Annotated in this window: 18 protein-coding genes; 9 read left to right on the top strand and 9 right to left on the bottom strand. The window is 46.2% G+C overall.

Annotated elements, in window-relative coordinates:
• The first annotated feature begins 426 nt into the window (after positions 1-426).
• A complete protein-coding gene (locus AB4589_RS05975; protein WP_017081755.1) occupies positions 427-972 on the top strand; it encodes a gamma carbonic anhydrase family protein in 546 nt (181 codons plus the stop codon).
• On the opposite strand, the gene AB4589_RS05970 is transcribed toward AB4589_RS05975, so the two are convergent.
• From AB4589_RS05970 to AB4589_RS05955, 4 genes are all read right to left on the bottom strand, one after another.
• Complete coding sequence (locus AB4589_RS05970) at positions 969-1,238, bottom strand: DUF1488 domain-containing protein (RefSeq protein ID WP_065104207.1); 270 nt, start codon at positions 1,236-1,238, stop codon at positions 969-971. The two genes, AB4589_RS05975 and AB4589_RS05970, sit on opposite strands and share 4 nt — an antisense overlap.
• 17 nt (positions 1,239-1,255) lie before the next feature.
• A complete protein-coding gene (gene aroE, locus AB4589_RS05965; protein WP_372099743.1) occupies positions 1,256-2,086 on the bottom strand; it encodes a shikimate dehydrogenase in 831 nt (276 codons plus the stop codon).
• Between the two features lie 77 nt (positions 2,087-2,163).
• Positions 2,164-3,081: an oxygen-dependent coproporphyrinogen oxidase gene (gene hemF / locus AB4589_RS05960; protein WP_372099741.1), complete on the bottom strand. Its 918-nt coding sequence runs from the start codon at positions 3,079-3,081 to the stop codon at positions 2,164-2,166.
• A 19-nt stretch (positions 3,082-3,100) separates the two neighbouring features.
• Entirely contained in the window at positions 3,101-3,658 is a 558-nt protein-coding gene (locus tag AB4589_RS05955; RefSeq protein WP_029223376.1) for an L-threonylcarbamoyladenylate synthase, read from the bottom strand.
• Between the two features lie 195 nt (positions 3,659-3,853).
• Between AB4589_RS05955 and purE the strand changes: the two genes are divergently transcribed.
• Positions 3,854-4,339, top strand: a complete 486-nt coding sequence (gene purE / locus AB4589_RS05950; RefSeq protein ID WP_004735777.1) for a 5-(carboxyamino)imidazole ribonucleotide mutase — start codon at positions 3,854-3,856, stop codon at positions 4,337-4,339.
• A 5-nt stretch (positions 4,340-4,344) separates the two neighbouring features.
• Complete coding sequence (locus tag AB4589_RS05945) at positions 4,345-5,475, top strand: 5-(carboxyamino)imidazole ribonucleotide synthase (RefSeq protein ID WP_372099738.1); 1,131 nt, start codon at positions 4,345-4,347, stop codon at positions 5,473-5,475.
• A gap of 89 nt (positions 5,476-5,564) precedes the next feature.
• On the opposite strand, the gene AB4589_RS05940 is transcribed toward AB4589_RS05945, so the two are convergent.
• Genes AB4589_RS05940 through AB4589_RS05925 form a run of 4 tightly spaced genes read right to left on the bottom strand, consistent with a single transcriptional unit; the run spans position 5,565 to position 8,827 of the window.
• Entirely contained in the window at positions 5,565-6,134 is a 570-nt protein-coding gene (locus tag AB4589_RS05940) for a type I DNA topoisomerase (RefSeq protein ID WP_081230711.1), read from the bottom strand.
• A 12-nt stretch (positions 6,135-6,146) separates the two neighbouring features.
• Entirely contained in the window at positions 6,147-6,623 is a 477-nt protein-coding gene (locus tag AB4589_RS05935) for a DUF494 family protein (RefSeq protein WP_009848094.1), read from the bottom strand.
• Between the two features lie 3 nt (positions 6,624-6,626).
• Positions 6,627-7,739, bottom strand: a complete 1,113-nt coding sequence (dprA, locus tag AB4589_RS05930; protein ID WP_102445138.1) for a DNA-processing protein DprA — start codon at positions 7,737-7,739, stop codon at positions 6,627-6,629.
• The gene (locus AB4589_RS05925; RefSeq protein ID WP_372099736.1) at positions 7,736-8,827 is read right to left on the bottom strand and encodes a LysM peptidoglycan-binding domain-containing protein; all 1,092 of its coding nucleotides are present in this window, start codon (positions 8,825-8,827) and stop codon (positions 7,736-7,738) included. The genes dprA and AB4589_RS05925 overlap by 4 nt, the downstream gene beginning before the upstream one ends.
• Positions 8,828-8,967: 140 nt before the next feature.
• Between AB4589_RS05925 and def the strand changes: the two genes are divergently transcribed.
• The 6 genes from def to AB4589_RS05895 all read left to right on the top strand — a co-directional run bounded on the left by def (position 8,968) and on the right by AB4589_RS05895 (position 15,479).
• Complete coding sequence (def, locus tag AB4589_RS05920; protein ID WP_004735769.1) at positions 8,968-9,480, top strand: peptide deformylase; 513 nt, start codon at positions 8,968-8,970, stop codon at positions 9,478-9,480.
• A gap of 38 nt (positions 9,481-9,518) precedes the next feature.
• Positions 9,519-10,484, top strand: a complete 966-nt coding sequence (fmt, locus tag AB4589_RS05915; RefSeq protein ID WP_372099734.1) for a methionyl-tRNA formyltransferase — start codon at positions 9,519-9,521, stop codon at positions 10,482-10,484.
• A 119-nt stretch (positions 10,485-10,603) separates the two neighbouring features.
• Positions 10,604-11,884 (top strand): 16S rRNA (cytosine(967)-C(5))-methyltransferase RsmB, encoded by a 1,281-nt coding sequence (rsmB, locus tag AB4589_RS05910; protein WP_372099732.1) that lies wholly within the window; start codon positions 10,604-10,606, stop codon positions 11,882-11,884.
• Positions 11,885-11,994: 110 nt separating this feature from the next.
• The gene (gene trkA, locus AB4589_RS05905) at positions 11,995-13,371 is read left to right on the top strand and encodes a Trk system potassium transporter TrkA (RefSeq protein ID WP_004735766.1); all 1,377 of its coding nucleotides are present in this window, start codon (positions 11,995-11,997) and stop codon (positions 13,369-13,371) included.
• 81 nt (positions 13,372-13,452) lie between these two features.
• The gene (locus AB4589_RS05900; RefSeq protein ID WP_372099730.1) at positions 13,453-14,898 is read left to right on the top strand and encodes a TrkH family potassium uptake protein; all 1,446 of its coding nucleotides are present in this window, start codon (positions 13,453-13,455) and stop codon (positions 14,896-14,898) included.
• Between the two features lie 26 nt (positions 14,899-14,924).
• Positions 14,925-15,479, top strand: coding sequence for a DUF3157 family protein (locus AB4589_RS05895; protein WP_009848100.1), 555 nt, complete (start codon positions 14,925-14,927; stop codon positions 15,477-15,479).
• A 21-nt stretch (positions 15,480-15,500) separates the two neighbouring features.
• Here AB4589_RS05895 and AB4589_RS05890 read toward each other — a convergent pair whose 3' ends face one another.
• Positions 15,501-16,154 (bottom strand): hemolysin III family protein, encoded by a 654-nt coding sequence (locus AB4589_RS05890; RefSeq protein WP_017107564.1) that lies wholly within the window; start codon positions 16,152-16,154, stop codon positions 15,501-15,503.
• Positions 16,155-16,220: the final 66 nt, after the last annotated feature.

Here is a 16,220-nt window from a genome sequence, read left to right as displayed (position 1 = left end):
CTCAGTTCATTGAAATCAAGTTTGTTACCGAAGTAACTGCCATTCCTAAGAATGACGTTTTGATATTCATCAACGAGTGCCCACACAGATTGATAGGTTTAAATTGTTAAAGAGCTTTTCCTTTTTGAGCTTCGCTCAAATCGGACGGCCATTTTAGCGATTTAAGTTTTAGTGTCAACCACTATTTTCAAAACTTTTTTCAAGCGCTTAGCTTGGCTAATTTGACCTGCTGATTCGTTTTGGTTTCTTACGAAGCCTTCCCGTTTCAACGAGGTCGCATTATAGAGATTTCGATCACACTGGCAAGCCCTTTTTGAAGTTTTTCTTACTTTTTTGATTGTTCGAGCGTTTTTTGTTCAAAGCACCCCATTTTCACTAGTATTCCCCTTAATTAAGGGCTTAAGGTGCCTATATAAAGGAGGATTTATGAGTTCAATGCGCAGTTATAAAGGAATATCCCCTCAGATTGGACAAGGTGTCTATATAGATACAAGTTCTGTTCTAGTTGGTGATATCAAAATCGGTGACGACTCTAGTGTGTGGCCTTTAGTTGCAGCTCGAGGAGATGTGAACCACATTCATATTGGAGATAGAACGAATATCCAAGACGGCAGCGTTTTGCACGTCACCCATAAGAATGCAGAAAACCCAGAGGGTTATCCTCTACTAATAGGTAATGATGTCACTATCGGGCATAAAGTAATGCTGCATGGCTGCACCATTGAAGATCGTGTACTTGTTGGTATGGGAGCTATCGTGCTCGATGGCGTGGTTATTAAAGAAGATGTGATGATTGGTGCTGGTAGCTTGGTTCCGCCTAATAAGGTACTTGAAAGCGGTTATCTATATGTCGGAAGCCCAGTAAAACAAGCACGCCCATTAAATGATAAAGAGCGTGCCTTTTTACAGAAGTCAGCTGACAACTATGTTCAGAATAAAAACGACTATCTAGACTCTGTGTTGCCAGTCTAAAACACTTTGATCTGAATCCGATTAGAGGAGTCATACTCCTCTTCTTCTATTAACTCTTCAGCTAGCTCTTCAATATCAAAACGTAACTCTGAAAAGATAACTAAAGCTTGATCGCCTTCTTCTATATCTTTACCTGCCAATCGAGACAGCTCTTCAATAGACATAACACACTCAATCAGTGCGCCAGACTGCTGTGCTGGGAAGATGATTGATTGATTTTCTTCATCCCAATCTTGGATATCAGGGAATAGAATTGATTGATTCATTTTTTATAAATACCTCATTACATCTCTAGGTTTTTACGTAGTTCTCTTAAAATCTGTTTTGTTCCCGGACGAAGGCCACGCCAAAGCATAAAGCTCTCTGCTGCCTGCCCCACTAACATACCCAAGCCATCATAAGCAGCATGAACACCATTATCTAATGCCCACTGATTGAATACCGTAGTGCCAGATCCGTAAACCATGTCATAAACGGCGCTATTCGAATTGAAGATAATCTCAGAAACTTCAGGAAGCTGACCACTTAGGCCAGACGAGGTCGAGTTAATGATGACATCAAAGCCTTCATTAACATCGCTTAACCCCATTCCTTTGATGTTTCCATGTGAAGAAAACATCTCGGCCAGAAGTTCAGCCTTTGAACTGGTTCGATTAGCGACTACCAACTGTTGTGGCTTTTGGTCGAGAAGAGGTTGAATCACTCCTCGAGCAGCACCACCAGCGCCAAGCAGAAGAACGCGAGCCCCTTCGAGCACAACTTGATGTTGAAGAAGGTCTTGAACTAAACCCTCACCATCGGTGTTATCACCAATGATCTCTCCATCATCGAGCTTCTTAAGTGTGTTTACAGCACCTGCTAGTTCAGCTCTTTCAGTCAGGCGACTAGCGAACTGATAAGCATCTTCTTTAAATGGCGCTGTGACATTACACCCTCTACCACCTTCACTAAAAAAAGCTTGAGCAGCAGTGATGAATTCACCTTGTTCTGGCTGGAGTGCTGTATAGGTAAGTTGTTGACTGGTTTGGCGAGCAAATAATGTGTGAATGAATGGCGATTTGCTCTGCCCAATAGGGTTACCGAAAACGGCATAACGATCTACTTGCTGTGTCATATCCTTACCTAACAGAAATAATAAAAAGGGTCATCTATATAGATGACCCTATCACTATCCCTATAAGGAAGGAAGAACTACCAAACTCGAGGTTTTAGGTAGTCACTATAAAGCAGAGCTTCTGGTGACCCTGCTTGTGGTTCGTAACGATATTCCCAACGAGCCAACGGCGGCATCGACATCAATATAGACTCTGTGCGCCCACCACTTTGCAGACCAAATAAGGTGCCACGGTCGTAAACTAGGTTAAATTCAACATAGCGACCACGACGATAAAGTTGGAAGTCACGCTCGCGCTCACCGTAAGGCGCCTGTTTACGTCGTTCTACAATTGGTAGATAGGCGGCTGCAAAGCCTTCACCGACAGCCTGCATATAAGCAAAGCTCTTATCGAAACCCCACTCATTTAAGTCATCAAAGAACAGACCACCAACACCGCGAGTTTCGTCTCGGTGAGGCAGATAGAAGTATTTATCACACCACTCTTTATGTTCTTGATAGACATCATCACCAAACGGCGCACAAAGATCTTTAGCGGTTTGATGCCAAGATTGGCAGTCTTCATCGAAAGGATAAAATGGCGTTAAGTCAAAACCACCACCAAACCACCAAATCGGGTCTTCCCCTTCTTTTTCCGCAATAAAGAAGCGAACGTTCGCGTGCGAGGTTGGGATATATGGGTTTTTAGGGTGGATAACTAATGAAACCCCCATCGCTTCAAACTTACGTCCGGCTAACTCAGGGCGATGAGCGGTTGCAGAGGCAGGCATAGCTTTACCAGCAACGTGAGAGAAGTTAACTCCACCTTGTTCAAATAAAGCACCATTGGTCATCACGCGAGTAAGACCACCGCCACCTAGACGATCTCCAGGCTCACGCTCCCATGCATCTTCTTCAAACAACGCTACACCATCAGCTTGCTCAAGCTGCTGGCAAATCGAATCTTGTAGGCTCAGTAAAAACTGCTTTACTGCTTCTTTATCAATTGCTGACATCTTACTTCCTTTGCAGGGTTTAACCCTGTCTTAATATTTTCGACGTTTTTGCATCTCTAATTTCGCTTGGCTTCTCACGACCACCCGTTTGACCTTCTAAAATAGCCACCAAATGTTGACCCAGTTGCTGTTGAACTTCTTCAGTCGTCATACAAGGCGGTTCACCTGTCAGGTTAGCACTGGTCGAGGTTAACGGCTTGCCGAACTCATTACACATTCTTTGAACCAAAGGGTGATCCGTCACTCGTACCGCGATGGAATCAAACTGGCCACTGACCCAATCAGTCACTTTACTACTGGTTGGCATTATCCAAGTCACAGGTCCCGGCCATGTTGCTTTTACAGTCGCTAACTGCGCTTCCGTCAACTGGCTTTCGTCAATATAGGGCAGCAACTGCTCGTAACTCGCAGCAATTAGGATCAACCCTTTCTCCATCGGTCGCTGTTTTAAATCGAGCAATTTCTTGATGGCTTGTGGATTATCGGGATCACAACCGACCCCAAAAACGCCTTCTGTCGGGTAAGCAATGACTTCACCTTGTTGTAATGCCTGCAAAGTATGTTGAAAGTTATCCAAGGGTTGCCTCATTAATTCTGTTATCGAACTCACTAAGTGTACAAATTATCATTCACTGTGACTAAAGCTATTTGTTTATAAAATGTATCAATTAACAACTTAGACTGACGCAAACGTTTTCCTTGGGCAATTTTACCCGTATAATGCGCGCAAAATATCTAATCACTAATTAAATCGTACCTGAAGGAGTTTGAGATGACTGTCGGTATTATCATGGGTTCTAAATCTGATTGGCCAACAATGAAGCTAGCTGCAGAAATGTTGGATCAGTTTGGCGTGGCGTACGAAACAAAAGTGGTTTCTGCTCACCGCACACCTCAGTTGCTTGCTGACTACGCAACCAGTGCGAAAGAGCGCGGTATTAAAGTGATTATTGCTGGTGCTGGCGGTGCTGCGCATCTTCCGGGCATGGCTGCAGCTTTCACAAGCGTACCTGTTTTAGGTGTTCCTGTTCAGTCTAAAGCACTGAAAGGCATGGACTCACTGCTTTCTATCGTACAAATGCCAAAAGGTATCGCGGTAGGTACTCTGGCTATCGGTGAAGCTGGTGCTGCTAACGCTGGCATCCTAGCCGCTCAAATCATTGGTACACACAATGAAGAAGTGATGGCGAAAGTAGAAGCGTTCCGCTCTGAGCAAACAGAAACGGTTCTTGCTAATCCAAACCCTGCAGAGGACTAATTCCCATGCATGTTCTTGTGTTAGGCGCAGGCCAACTTGCTCGCATGATGTCCCTAGCTGGGGCACCGCTGAATATTGAAATTTCTGCTTTTGATGTTGGCAGCAAAAATATTGTTCACCCATTAACGCAAGCGATTCTAGGCAGCGGCTTAGACAATGCGATTGAGCGTGCGGACGTCATTACTGCTGAATTCGAGCATATCCCTCATGATGTACTTGAGGTGTGTGAGCGCAGCGGTAAGTTCTTACCGACAACAGAAGCAATCAAAGCTGGCGGTGACCGTCGCCTCGAAAAAGCCCTATTAGGCGAAGCAAGCGTGAAAAATGCTAAGTACTACGTGATTAACTCTCGCGAAGACTTTGACGCTGCGATCGCTCACGTTGGCTTACCAATGGTATTGAAGAGCACACTTGGCGGCTACGATGGCAAAGGTCAATGGCGCTTAAAGACATTAGATAACGTTGACGCGACTTGGACAGAAATGGCTGAGTGCATCGCAGCAACAGACAACCAAGCGATTGTGGCTGAAGAGTTCGTTCCGTTTGACCGCGAAGTATCACTTGTCGGTGCTCGTGGCGCCAATGGCGAGATCCAAGTGTACCCACTGGCTGAAAATGTTCACACCGACGGCGTGTTGAGCTTATCGACAGCGATTGATGACATGGAACTGCAAGAGCAAGCGAAAACCATGTTCACAGCCATTGCTGAGCGCTTAGATTACGTTGGTGTGCTAGCACTTGAGTTCTTTGATGTTCAAGGTTCACTGCTTGTTAATGAGATTGCACCACGCGTTCATAACTCTGGCCATTGGACACAGCAAGGCGCTGAAACTTGTCAGTTTGAGAACCACCTACGTGCTGTGTGTGGTATGCCACTAGGCAGTACTAAACTGATTCGCCCAACCGCAATGATCAACATTCTTGGTGAAGATACCCTACCTGGGGCTATTCTAGCTCAAGGTGGCTGTCATGTTCATTGGTATGGCAAAGAGAAGCGTGCAGGTCGTAAGATGGGCCACATTAACGTGAGCGCTGACTACAACGCAGAACTGCAAAGAGCGTTATGCTCACTGGCAGACATTCTCGATAAGCAAGCTTACCCTGCTGTGCATGAGTTTGCTGAGCAGATGAAGTAAGCCCTACATTGGCTTATTGATATAAAAAGTTCATTGGATACAAAAACGGCGCTCAGTGAGCGCCGTTTTTTTGTGTCTATAATATCGAGTTATTGAGATTGAATGTGGTGACACTTGCGATCAGCGCATTGCTTCTTGGTACCACTGGCTGTTTTCTTCTCAAGTAACAACGGGAACTGGCACTCTTCACAACGACCGATAACCGGCGGTTGGTTAACTGCGAACTTACACTTTGGGTAGTTATCACAAGCATAGAAGGTTTTGCCATAGCGAGATTTACGCTCAACCAAATGGCCTCTGCCACACTCAGGGCAAGCAACAAGTGGCTGCTCTTCAAGTTGTTCTTTTGGTTGGTCCAAAGATTCGATGTGATTACACGTTGGGTAACTGCTACAGCCAATGAACATCCCAAAGCGGCCTTGCCTTAATACCAATTCGTTTTGGCATTTAGGGCACGGTACACCCAACTCTTTCACCACGTGGCCATCATTTTGATGCAACGGCTTGATGTAATCACAGCTCGGATACTGCTTACAGCCTAAAAATGGGCCGTGCTTACCATGGCGAAGCTGAAGCTCTCCACCGCACTGTGGACATGGTTCATGCTCTAATGCATGTTCATGTGCTGAAAAAAGCTGATTATCAATCTTACTACTCATGACAAGCCTGTATTAATGCAAGATACCTTGCTCTTTGGTGTACAACAGCTCTTCCATTTGCGTGTAAGCACTTTCATTACCTGGTACATTAAATAGCACCATTAAGATAATCCATTTCAGATCATCCAATTCAAATTCGTTTGTCTCAAGCCCCATCACACGATCAATCACCATTTCACGAATCTCTGTCGTAAGTACATTGATCTGTTCAAGGAACAGTAAGAAACCTCGACACTCCATATTAATGCGTGAAATCTCTCGACTGGTATAAATACGCATCGAGGTATTGGAACACACACTAATCGCCGCTTGGTTCTCGGTATCTTGCAATGCAGCAAGATCTTCTAACCAATGGAGGGCCTTATAAATATCGTCTTGGTGAAACCCTGCTCGAAGAAGCTCATCTTCCAGCTCATCTTGATCCACCTGCAATTCAGAATCGCTATGGATGTAGGTTTCAAACAAGTACATCAGTATGTCCATCATCATAGCTTAGCCTCTCCCCTTTCGAATATAGCCACCGGAAACTGCAACAACATGCCCTGAGAGCTCAAGCTCTAAAAGCTGCATCATGACCTCATGCACAGGTATATGGGTTCTCTGTGCCAAAATATCAACGGGTGTCGCCTCTAACCCTACGTTAGCTAACAGCTGTGGAAATGGCAATTGTTCATTTTCCCCCATACTGGGCGTAGGTTCGAACAAGCTGGGTTGCTGATCGATAGACCAGTCTAACAGACTCTTTATTTCAATCAGAACATCTTGTGCACTCTGTACCAAACATGCTCCAGCTTTGATTAAGCTATTACCTCCTCGACTGGTTGGGTTATGAATAGAGCCAGGAAGCGCAAACACCTCTCGGCCTTGCTCCATGGCATAACGAGCTGTAATCAAAGAACCACTTTTCTCAGCCGCTTCAACCACCAAGGTTCCGAGCGATAGCCCACTTATTATACGGTTACGGCGAGGGAAATGTTCAGGTCGTGGTTTGGCACTTGGGCGAAACTCTGAAATCAATGCGCCATTTTCACAGATCCTATCGGCTAAATTTCTGTGTCGCGCAGGATAAATGGAATCCAATCCAGAGCCCAGCACCGCGAAAGTTTCCCCTCCTTTATCGAGAGCACCATCATGAGCATAACCATCGATGCCTAAGGCTAAGCCACTGGTGACAATCAAACCGTTTTGCACAAACTCTTTGGCGAAGGATTTTGCTGTCTGCAGCCCTTCAATACTGGCATTACGACTGCCAACCATAGCGATTTGAGGCTCAATCAGCTTTTCAACGTGACCTTTAACGAAAAGCACGCTTGGCGCGGAGGCGGTCTCATTCAGCAGTTTGGGATAATGCGAGCAATTCGGGGTAATGATGTGATGGTTGGGTTGTCTTGCTTGCCACTCTAGGCAAGCCTCCACTTCTCTTGGGGCTTGCTCTCTTAGATAGGCAATTTGCTTGGCAGACAAACCAAGTGCTTGCAGTTGCTGACTTGAGTAACCAACAATATTCGAAGGAGAATCAATGCTCAGCAGTCGAGAAAGGCGCTTGCCACCCAATTGCGGAACAAAACTTAGAGTTAGCCAAGCACTCAGTTGTTGCTCATTCACTCGGTGCCCTTAAGCTCTTCCGTCACAGCAAGGTCCAAAGGCGATACCGCCAGAATGTCATTACTAACAGGCTTAGAGCTCTGAGTGATCAAGGCCAAACTAAAATACTCATAAGGACGAATGACCATCAAGCTACCGAGTGAGGTACTTGGCAACTGCACCTTATCGCTCGCCGCTGACTCTTTATAGCTATATTCACCCTGCTTACCAAACACCACCGCGCCGCTTTCACTAAGCGTAAACATAGATCCTTGGCGAAGATTGTCCTGTGAGCCTTTATTAATAACCACGACCTGATTCTTTGCACTGTATTGGCTGCCATCTAATGAGCCCAAGATATTAGCAAACTGACCCGCGGCACTAGGTGCAGGATAAAACGTAGTTGAGAGCTTCACCTGACCAACGCCAAGTTCTGGTAACACGAGGTCGTTGAGCAGTACCTCTTGTAGCTGAGTCTCTATTTGCAAACTACTGAACTCAGCATCCACCTCTTTCAAGCGCGCTGTGGCGACTAAACGCAAAGAAGTCATACTCGCTTGAGGTTGCTGTCGTTGGTAAGTTTCGACAGAACGGTAAATACCCCATTTTTGATGTTGCTGATTGCCCGAGATAAATAGTCGGTCTTCACCTGATAAGAAACGTTTACCATCACTTGTCCCCAACACTCGTTGAGCCGATTGGATATCTTGTTGCTCAACCAAACGATCAGATTGTAGATACGGTAGAACCAGCCCCTCATTCACGGTAGGTACTGCTTTCTTCTCTGATACACGAATCTTAGGGCTTAGCTTGATGACGGGTTTGAGGCTCAATACAGGCTCGCCATTAATCCAAACCAGAGACAATTTATCTCCGGGGTAAATAAGGTGAGGGTTTTCTATCTCAGGATTTACCTGCCACAACCTAGGCCACAGCCATGGACTATCAAGATACATCGCGGAGATATCCCACAAAGTATCGTCCTTCACCACCACATACGCTTCGGGTGCTCCTTGTTTAATGGTTAAAGGTTGTTCACTATTTTCAGCCATAGTGGCGAACGAAAGCGAGGCACAAATAAGAGATAAAGCGGGGGAAAAATGACGCATGACCTAGGTTCCTTGGTCTGAATATATGACATCTGATTAGAGAATTACCTTCAGGATGCTGTCATTTGACCTCTAAAATGTCTAGAATTGAGCCAACAAGGTTTAAGCTGTTTCGGCACAGTTCAATATTTCGAGTGTATATGTCTGTATTACAAGTATTAACATTACCAGATGATCGCCTACGTACCGTGGCGAAACCGGTAAAAGAAGTTACCCCAGAGATTCAAAAGTTCGTTGATGACATGATTGAAACCATGTACGACGAAGAAGGTATCGGCCTTGCTGCAACGCAAGTAGATTTCCACCAACGCATCGTTGTTATCGATATTTCAGAAACACGTGACGAGCCTATGGTTCTGATCAACCCTGAAATTACCGACAAACGTGGCGAAGATGGTATCGAAGAAGGCTGTCTATCTGTACCAGGCGCTCGAGCTCTAGTACCTCGCGCTGCAGAAGTAACGGTTAAAGCTTTAGACCGTGAAGGCAACGAATTCACATTCGACGCTGACGACCTTCTGGCTATCTGTGTTCAGCACGAACTTGACCACCTAGAAGGCAAGTTGTTTGTTGATTACCTATCGCCACTAAAGCGCAAACGTATTCAAGATAAGCTAGCGAAGATTAAACGTTTCAACGAGAAACAAGGTTAATAACCGCTGCTATTACTAAATTAAGAAGGAAGTCTACCTTGGGTCAATCTTTAAGAATTGTCTTCGCAGGTACTCCGGATTTCGCCGCCCTTCATTTGGCGGCGTTGTTGTCTTCGGAGCATGAAGTTATTGCAGTTTACACCAACCCAGATCGCCCAGCTGGTCGAGGGAAAAAACTGTCTGCACCACCAGTAAAACAACTTGCATTAGAGCACGGCATGCCGGTTTACCAGCCAGAAAACTTCAAGTCAGATGAAGCTAAGCAAGAACTAGCTGATTTAGATGCTGACATCATGGTTGTTGTCGCTTACGGCATGCTGTTACCACAAGCAGTATTAGATACGCCTCGCTTAGGTTGTATCAACGTACATGGTTCTATCTTACCGCGCTGGCGTGGTGCTGCTCCTATCCAACGCTCTATCTGGGCAGGTGATAAAGAGACAGGCGTGACGATCATGCAGATGGATATCGGCCTTGATACTGGTGACATGCTAAGCATAGTAACACTGCCTATCGAAGCTACAGACACCAGCGCGTCAATGTACAACAAGTTAGCAGAGCTTGGCCCTGATGCGCTTGTTGAGTGCTTAGCCGACATCGCTTCTGGTAAAGCCGTAGCTGAGAAGCAAGACGACGAACTTGCTAACTACGCGAAGAAGCTGAGCAAAGAAGAAGCTAAAATTGATTGGAATGACAGTGCAGAACACATCGAACGTTGTGTGCGCGCTTTCAACCCGTGGCCAATAAGTCACTTTGCGATTGTTGATAGCAGCTCTAATGATGAAAAAAGCATTAAAGTTTGGCAAACGCGTGTTGATGAAGAATCGACATCTGCGCCAGCTGGCTCAATCATCAAAGCAGATAAGACTGGTATTTATGTTGCGACTGGCGACAAAGTACTAGTATTGGAACAGTTACAAGTTCCAGGTAAAAAAGCCATGTCAGTTCAAGATATCTTGAACTCACGTGCAAGCTGGTTTGAAGTTGGTACTCAACTTTCTTAACCGCTTTAAAGCTACTCAATATGCACTTAAAAATGTGTAGCTTGTAAAAACACAGTTTAGAAAACCTTTACGAGGGCAGAGATGCCCTCATGTATTCAAATAAATATTCGGTACCCCTCATGAATGTTCGCGCAGCTGCTGCAAATGTCCTATTCCAAGTTGTCGATAAAGGCCACTCTCTTTCACACGCTCTCCCTGCGGCTCAAAAAACGATCCGTCCGCGAGACCATGCTCTACTGCAAGAGATTTGCTACGGCGCACTTCGTTACCTGCCTCGCTTAGAGTCAATCGCTAACGAACTGATGGAAAACTCGCTTAAAGGTAAAAAGCGCGTATTCCACCACCTGATCTTAGTAGGCATTTACCAGTTGAGCTTTATGCGCATTCCTTCGCATGCTGCCGTTGCTGAAACAGTTGAAGCAACCAAAACACTACGCGGCCCAAGCCTGAGTGGTTTGATCAACGCAGTGCTTCGCAGCTACCTGCGCGATCAAGAAGAGCTAGATGAGAAAGCCGTTAGCCACAATGCGGGCAAATACAGCCATCCAAGCTGGATCCTAAAAATGCTTCAAGAAAGCTACCCAGATCAGTGGGAGCAATTGGTTGAAGCAAACAACAGCAAGGCACCAATGTGGCTGCGCGTAAACCGCCAACACCACACTCGTGACGAGTATGTTGAACTGCTTAAAAACGAAAACATTGAATACACACTGCACCCTGAAGCGGCTGATGCCATAAAATTAGCCTCACCTTGTGACGTTACTTTGCTTCCTGGCTTCGACAGAGGCTGGGTATCGGTGCAAGATGCTGCAGCTCAGCTTTCCGTTGGTTTCCTAACACCAAAAGATGGTGAGCTAATCCTAGATTGCTGCGCAGCACCTGGTGGCAAAACTGCACACATTCTTGAACATACTCAAGACACTGAAGTGGTTGCAATCGACAGTGATATTAAACGCCTAGACCGCGTTTACGATAACCTTGAACGCCTACAACTGCGTGCCGACGTAATCTGTGGTGATGCTCGCTACCCTGAAGAGTGGTGGACAGGCAGTCAGTTTGACCGCATCCTACTTGATGCTCCGTGTTCAGCGACGGGTGTAATCCGCCGTCACCCTGACATTAAGTGGCTACGCCGTGCATCTGATATTGATGCACTAGCAGAGCTGCAAAGTGAGATTTTGGATGCAATGTGGCGCCAGCTAAAAGAAGGCGGCACCATGGTTTATGCGACATGTTCTATCACGCCGCAAGAAAACGTGCTGCAAGTGAAAGCATTCTTAGAGCGCACCGAGAACGCAACGCTAGTTGGGTCTGATATCGAAAAACCGGGTCGTCAAATACTACCTGGTGAAGAAGATATGGATGGCTTCTACTACGCAGTTCTAGTAAAACAGGCATAACAACTAACAGCGGCTAAGAATTTATTTCTTAGCCGCTGTTTCTTTCTAGTGCATTATCAAAGCGAAAAGAGATCACTAGAATTACAACGGCAAAAAATAAGAGAAAGGCTATGAAGATCATTATTCTAGGTGCTGGACAAGTTGGCGGTACCCTTGCTGAAAACCTAGTGGGTGAAAACAATGACATCACGATTGTCGACCGTAATGCCGACCGACTTCGTGAACTTCAGGACAAATACGACCTTAGAGTTGTAAACGGTTATGCCAGCCACCCGAACACACTACGTGAAGCGGGCGCGCAAGATGCCGACATGTTGGTTGCCGTAACCAACATGGATGAAACCAACATGGCCGCATGTCAGGTTGCCTTTTCTCTGTTTAACACACCAAACCGTATTGCCCGTATCCGCTCTCCACAGTATTTAGAAGAGAAAGAAGCACTCTTCAAATCAGGGGCGATTCCGGTCGATCATTTGATTGCCCCAGAAGAACTCGTCACCAGCTACATCGAGCGCCTGATTCAATATCCAGGTGCATTGCAGGTTGTGAGCTTTGCTGAACAGAAAGTTAGCCTAGTCGCGGTAAAAGCCTACTACGGTGGGCCACTGGTCGGTAACGCACTGTCTGCTTTGCGTGAGCACATGCCGCACATTGATACTCGTGTTGCCGCTATCTTCCGTCAAGGTCGCCCTATTCGCCCACAAGGCACCACCATCATTGAAGCCGATGATGAGGTTTTCTTTGTGGCAGCAAGTAACCACATCCGCTCAGTAATGAGTGAACTGCAACGCCTAGAGAAACCGTACCGACGCATTATGATTGTTGGCGGTGGTAACATTGGTGCAAGCTTGGCAAAGCGCCTTGAGCAGAGCTACAGCATCAAACTTATCGAGCGCAGCTACACTCGCGCCGAGAAGCTATCTGAAGAATTAGAAAACACCATCGTATTCTGTGGTGATGCAGCCGACCAAGAACTGCTGACCGAAGAGAACATCGATCAAGTTGATGTGTTCATCGCCCTAACCAATGAAGATGAAACCAACATCATGTCAGCGATGCTGGCGAAGCGAATGGGTGCCAAGAAAGTAATGGTACTGATTCAGCGTGGTGCTTACGTCGATCTGGTTCAGGGGGGTGTGATTGATATTGCTATCTCGCCACAGCAAGCGACCATTTCTGCGCTGCTTACTCACGTTCGTCGTGCTGATATTGTAAACGTATCATCTCTACGTCGCGGCGCTGCTGAAGCGATCGAAGCCATTGCTCACGGTGACGAAACCACCTCTAAGGTTGTTGGCCGAGCGATTGGCGACATCAAACTGCCACCGGGCACCACCATTGGTGCGATTGTTCGCGGAGAAGAGGTGCTTATCGCGCACGATAGAACCGTAATCGAACAAGATGACCACGTAGTGATGTTCCTAGTGGACAAGAAATACGTACCTGATGTTGAGTCTCTATTCCAACCGAGCCCGTTCTTCTTATAGCCTTGTTCTCGTAAGCATCGTTCTCGCAACTTTCTTTTTATGAGAACGACGCTCCGGCACAAAGCGATGGTCTATTAAGCTATGGTCAACTTTCGTCCTATATTATTAGTGATAGGGTTAGTGTTATCAAAACTCGCCCTTTTCATGTACATCCCTACATTGGTTGCCTTTTTCACAGGCACCGGTGGCTTCCTCGAGTTTGGTCAATCGGTCGTGATCACGCACATAGTGGCGTTTATCTGCTTGAGTTTAGGCCGTTCAGCTAAGTTTAGATTAGGGGTGCGGGACATGTTCCTTATCACCTCTCTGGTCTGGACTATTGCCAGTGCCTTTGCTGCACTGCCGTTTGTCTTCATCAACCACATCAGCTTCACTGACGCCTATTTTGAAACCATGTCTGGTATCACCACAACAGGCTCAACAATATTAAGCGGCTTAGACAGCATGGCACCAAGCATTCTGTTGTGGCGTTCAATACTGCAATGGTTAGGTGGTATCGGCTTCATCGTGATGGCGGTAGCGGTTCTACCAATGCTCAACGTCGGTGGTATGCGCCTGTTCCAAACCGAATCATCCGATTGGTCAGATAAAAGTAGCCCACGAGCGAAAACAGTCGCGAAAAACATCGTGGCGGTTTATTTGGTTCTGACTGGCTTATGCATCATTAGCTATCTGTTTGCAGGCATGGGCATCTTTGATGCGATCAATCACGCGTTCACAACACTGTCGACGGGGGGGTACTCAACATCAGATGGATCAATGAACCACTTCTCCAACAGTGCTCACTGGGTAGGAACACTGTTCATGTTCCTTGGCGGCCTGCCGTTCTTACTGTTCGTTAGCGCACTGCGTGAAAGAAAACTCTCAATCCTCTACAAAGACGCGCAAGTGAGAGGTTTTACATACCTGTTCTTGGTCACCAGCGCCGTAATATCAACATGGTTGGTGGTTAGAGATGGCTACACTGTTATGGATGCGATGCGTGTTTCGATGTTCAACATCGTATCAGTCGTCACCACAACCGGTTTTGGCTTAGAAGACTTCACCGCGTGGGGTGCACTGCCAACGACCTTGTTTGCATTCCTAATGATGGCGGGAGCTTGCTCGGGTTCAACCTCTGGCGGTATAAAAATCTTCCGCTTCCAGATCGCGATGACCATGCTCCACAAACAAATGATGAAGCTAATTCACCCATCGGGCGTGTTTGTTCAACGCTACAATCAGCGACCTGTGAATGACGACATTGTGCGTTCACTCGTGGCATTTGGTTTGATGTTCTTTATCACGATTATCTTAATTGCTAGTGGTTTGAGTGCGATGGGGTTAGACCCAATAACAAGCATCTCAGGCGCTATCACAGCCGTTGCCAACGTGGGTCCAGGAATGGGCAGCGTGATCGGTCCAACCGGGAACTTTGCTCCACTGCCAGACGCCGCTAAATGGTTGCTAAGTTTAGGCATGCTAATGGGACGACTCGAGATACTGACGCTCATTGTTCTATTTTTCCCAGCCTTTTGGCGACGCTAATTCCGCGAATATTTAAGGAAACACAGATGAAATCATACGTACTTCTCGCTAGCGCATTGCTCGCAAACTCAGTATTCGTAAGTTCTGCCTTTGCTGATCAAATGGTCACATTGTCTGATGGTAAGCAAGTGTTACTAAAAGACGATTTTACTTGGCAGTATGTGAGTAACGCATCATCGAATGCAGAGTCTGCATTGACGAGTATTCCTGTAGCCAAAAACACACGCGGTACCACAATCAAAATTGGAGACACCAAGCCAAGCTTGCAGCTTTCCAAATCAGGTGTGGACGTTTTGATTGGGGCAGGACTCTACGAGAATGAACAGCTAATCTTACCTATTTCAGTCACTAACCAAAGCACAGAAGCCGTTGTGCTAGTGACACTAAATATCACAGTCTACTCACCAACGGGTGAACTGCTGCATCAAGGCAGTATCAACACTTGGCAATCCATTAAGCGCCTTGCTGATACCTACCTTCGACCACAAACTTCGGCAGAAGGTAAATACTTAGCGATCGATGTTGATAAGTATCCTGAATATAAAATAGACGTGGAGATCACTGACGTTTCTACCCGTTAGGGCATACCGGTTCAATAAAAACTAAACCGGAGTCACGTACAAGTAGATAGCGAAGAAATGGCAAGCGCAGCCCGCCAATACAAACAGGTGCCAGATGGCATGGTTATAAGGGATGCGTTTTGCCACATAGAAAATCACACCCAGCGAGTAAATCACCCCGCCAACTGCCAGTAACACCAAACCACCAATATCGATATTCATCGCTAATTGATAAACAACAATCAAAGATAACCAACCCATCGCTAGGTAAATGAACAGCGATAAACGCTTGAATCGATATACGAAGGCTATCTTCATGATGATACCCACCAGCGCAATCCCCCAGATCACCGCCATCAAGCCCATCGCTAATGGGGTTCTTAAGCCCACTAAGAGAAACGGCGTGTAACTGCCCGCAATCAACAAATAAATCGCACAGTGGTCAAGGGTTTTGAGTAAGCGCTTGGTTTTCTCAGTGGTGATCGAGTGGTACAACGTGGAGGCGAGAAAGAGCAGAATAATACTGCTGCCATACACCGCCATACTAGCAACAGTTAGCATGTCGGCTTGGTAATCAAACGCACGAATAAGCAGCAAGATCAGACCAACCACGCCGAGCACAACGCCCAAGCCATGGGTTATTGCATTAGCGCGTTCTTCGATGTCACTGTATTCGCTGGCTGATGATGCAGACATGAATATCCTACTAGAGTAAATGTTCGATTGACCCAGTATTGCACATTAAGCTTACACGTGTAAGCT

Origin of the sequence: Vibrio sp. 10N.222.49.A3 (genome assembly GCF_041475145.1) — a bacterium.
Taxonomy (GTDB): Bacteria; Pseudomonadota; Gammaproteobacteria; order Enterobacterales; family Vibrionaceae; genus Vibrio; species Vibrio tasmaniensis_A.
The sequence above is the reverse complement of the archived record's forward strand: the minus strand, read 5'-3'. Positions and strand labels throughout refer to the sequence as shown.

Excerpts from the sequence above, each read along its gene's own strand:
- AB4589_RS05935 (WP_009848094.1), bottom strand. The coding sequence starts at position 6,623 with ATGATGATGGACATACTGATGTACTTGTTTGAAACCTACATCCATAGC.
- AB4589_RS05975 (WP_017081755.1), top strand. The coding sequence starts at position 427 with ATGAGTTCAATGCGCAGTTATAAAGGAATATCCCCTCAGATTGGACAA.
- aroE (WP_372099743.1), bottom strand. The coding sequence starts at position 2,086 with ATGACACAGCAAGTAGATCGTTATGCCGTTTTCGGTAACCCTATTGGG.
- AB4589_RS05940 (WP_081230711.1), bottom strand. The coding sequence starts at position 6,134 with ATGAGTAGTAAGATTGATAATCAGCTTTTTTCAGCACATGAACATGCA.
- def (WP_004735769.1), top strand. The coding sequence starts at position 8,968 with ATGTCTGTATTACAAGTATTAACATTACCAGATGATCGCCTACGTACC.
- trkA (WP_004735766.1), top strand. The coding sequence starts at position 11,995 with ATGAAGATCATTATTCTAGGTGCTGGACAAGTTGGCGGTACCCTTGCT.
- purE (WP_004735777.1), top strand. The coding sequence starts at position 3,854 with ATGACTGTCGGTATTATCATGGGTTCTAAATCTGATTGGCCAACAATG.
- AB4589_RS05970 (WP_065104207.1), bottom strand. The coding sequence starts at position 1,238 with ATGAATCAATCAATTCTATTCCCTGATATCCAAGATTGGGATGAAGAA.
- rsmB (WP_372099732.1), top strand. The coding sequence starts at position 10,604 with ATGAATGTTCGCGCAGCTGCTGCAAATGTCCTATTCCAAGTTGTCGAT.
- AB4589_RS05900 (WP_372099730.1), top strand. The coding sequence starts at position 13,453 with ATGGTCAACTTTCGTCCTATATTATTAGTGATAGGGTTAGTGTTATCA.
- AB4589_RS05890 (WP_017107564.1), bottom strand. The coding sequence starts at position 16,154 with ATGTCTGCATCATCAGCCAGCGAATACAGTGACATCGAAGAACGCGCT.
- AB4589_RS05895 (WP_009848100.1), top strand. The coding sequence starts at position 14,925 with ATGAAATCATACGTACTTCTCGCTAGCGCATTGCTCGCAAACTCAGTA.
- AB4589_RS05925 (WP_372099736.1), bottom strand. The coding sequence starts at position 8,827 with ATGCGTCATTTTTCCCCCGCTTTATCTCTTATTTGTGCCTCGCTTTCG.
- hemF (WP_372099741.1), bottom strand. The coding sequence starts at position 3,081 with ATGTCAGCAATTGATAAAGAAGCAGTAAAGCAGTTTTTACTGAGCCTA.
- AB4589_RS05945 (WP_372099738.1), top strand. The coding sequence starts at position 4,345 with ATGCATGTTCTTGTGTTAGGCGCAGGCCAACTTGCTCGCATGATGTCC.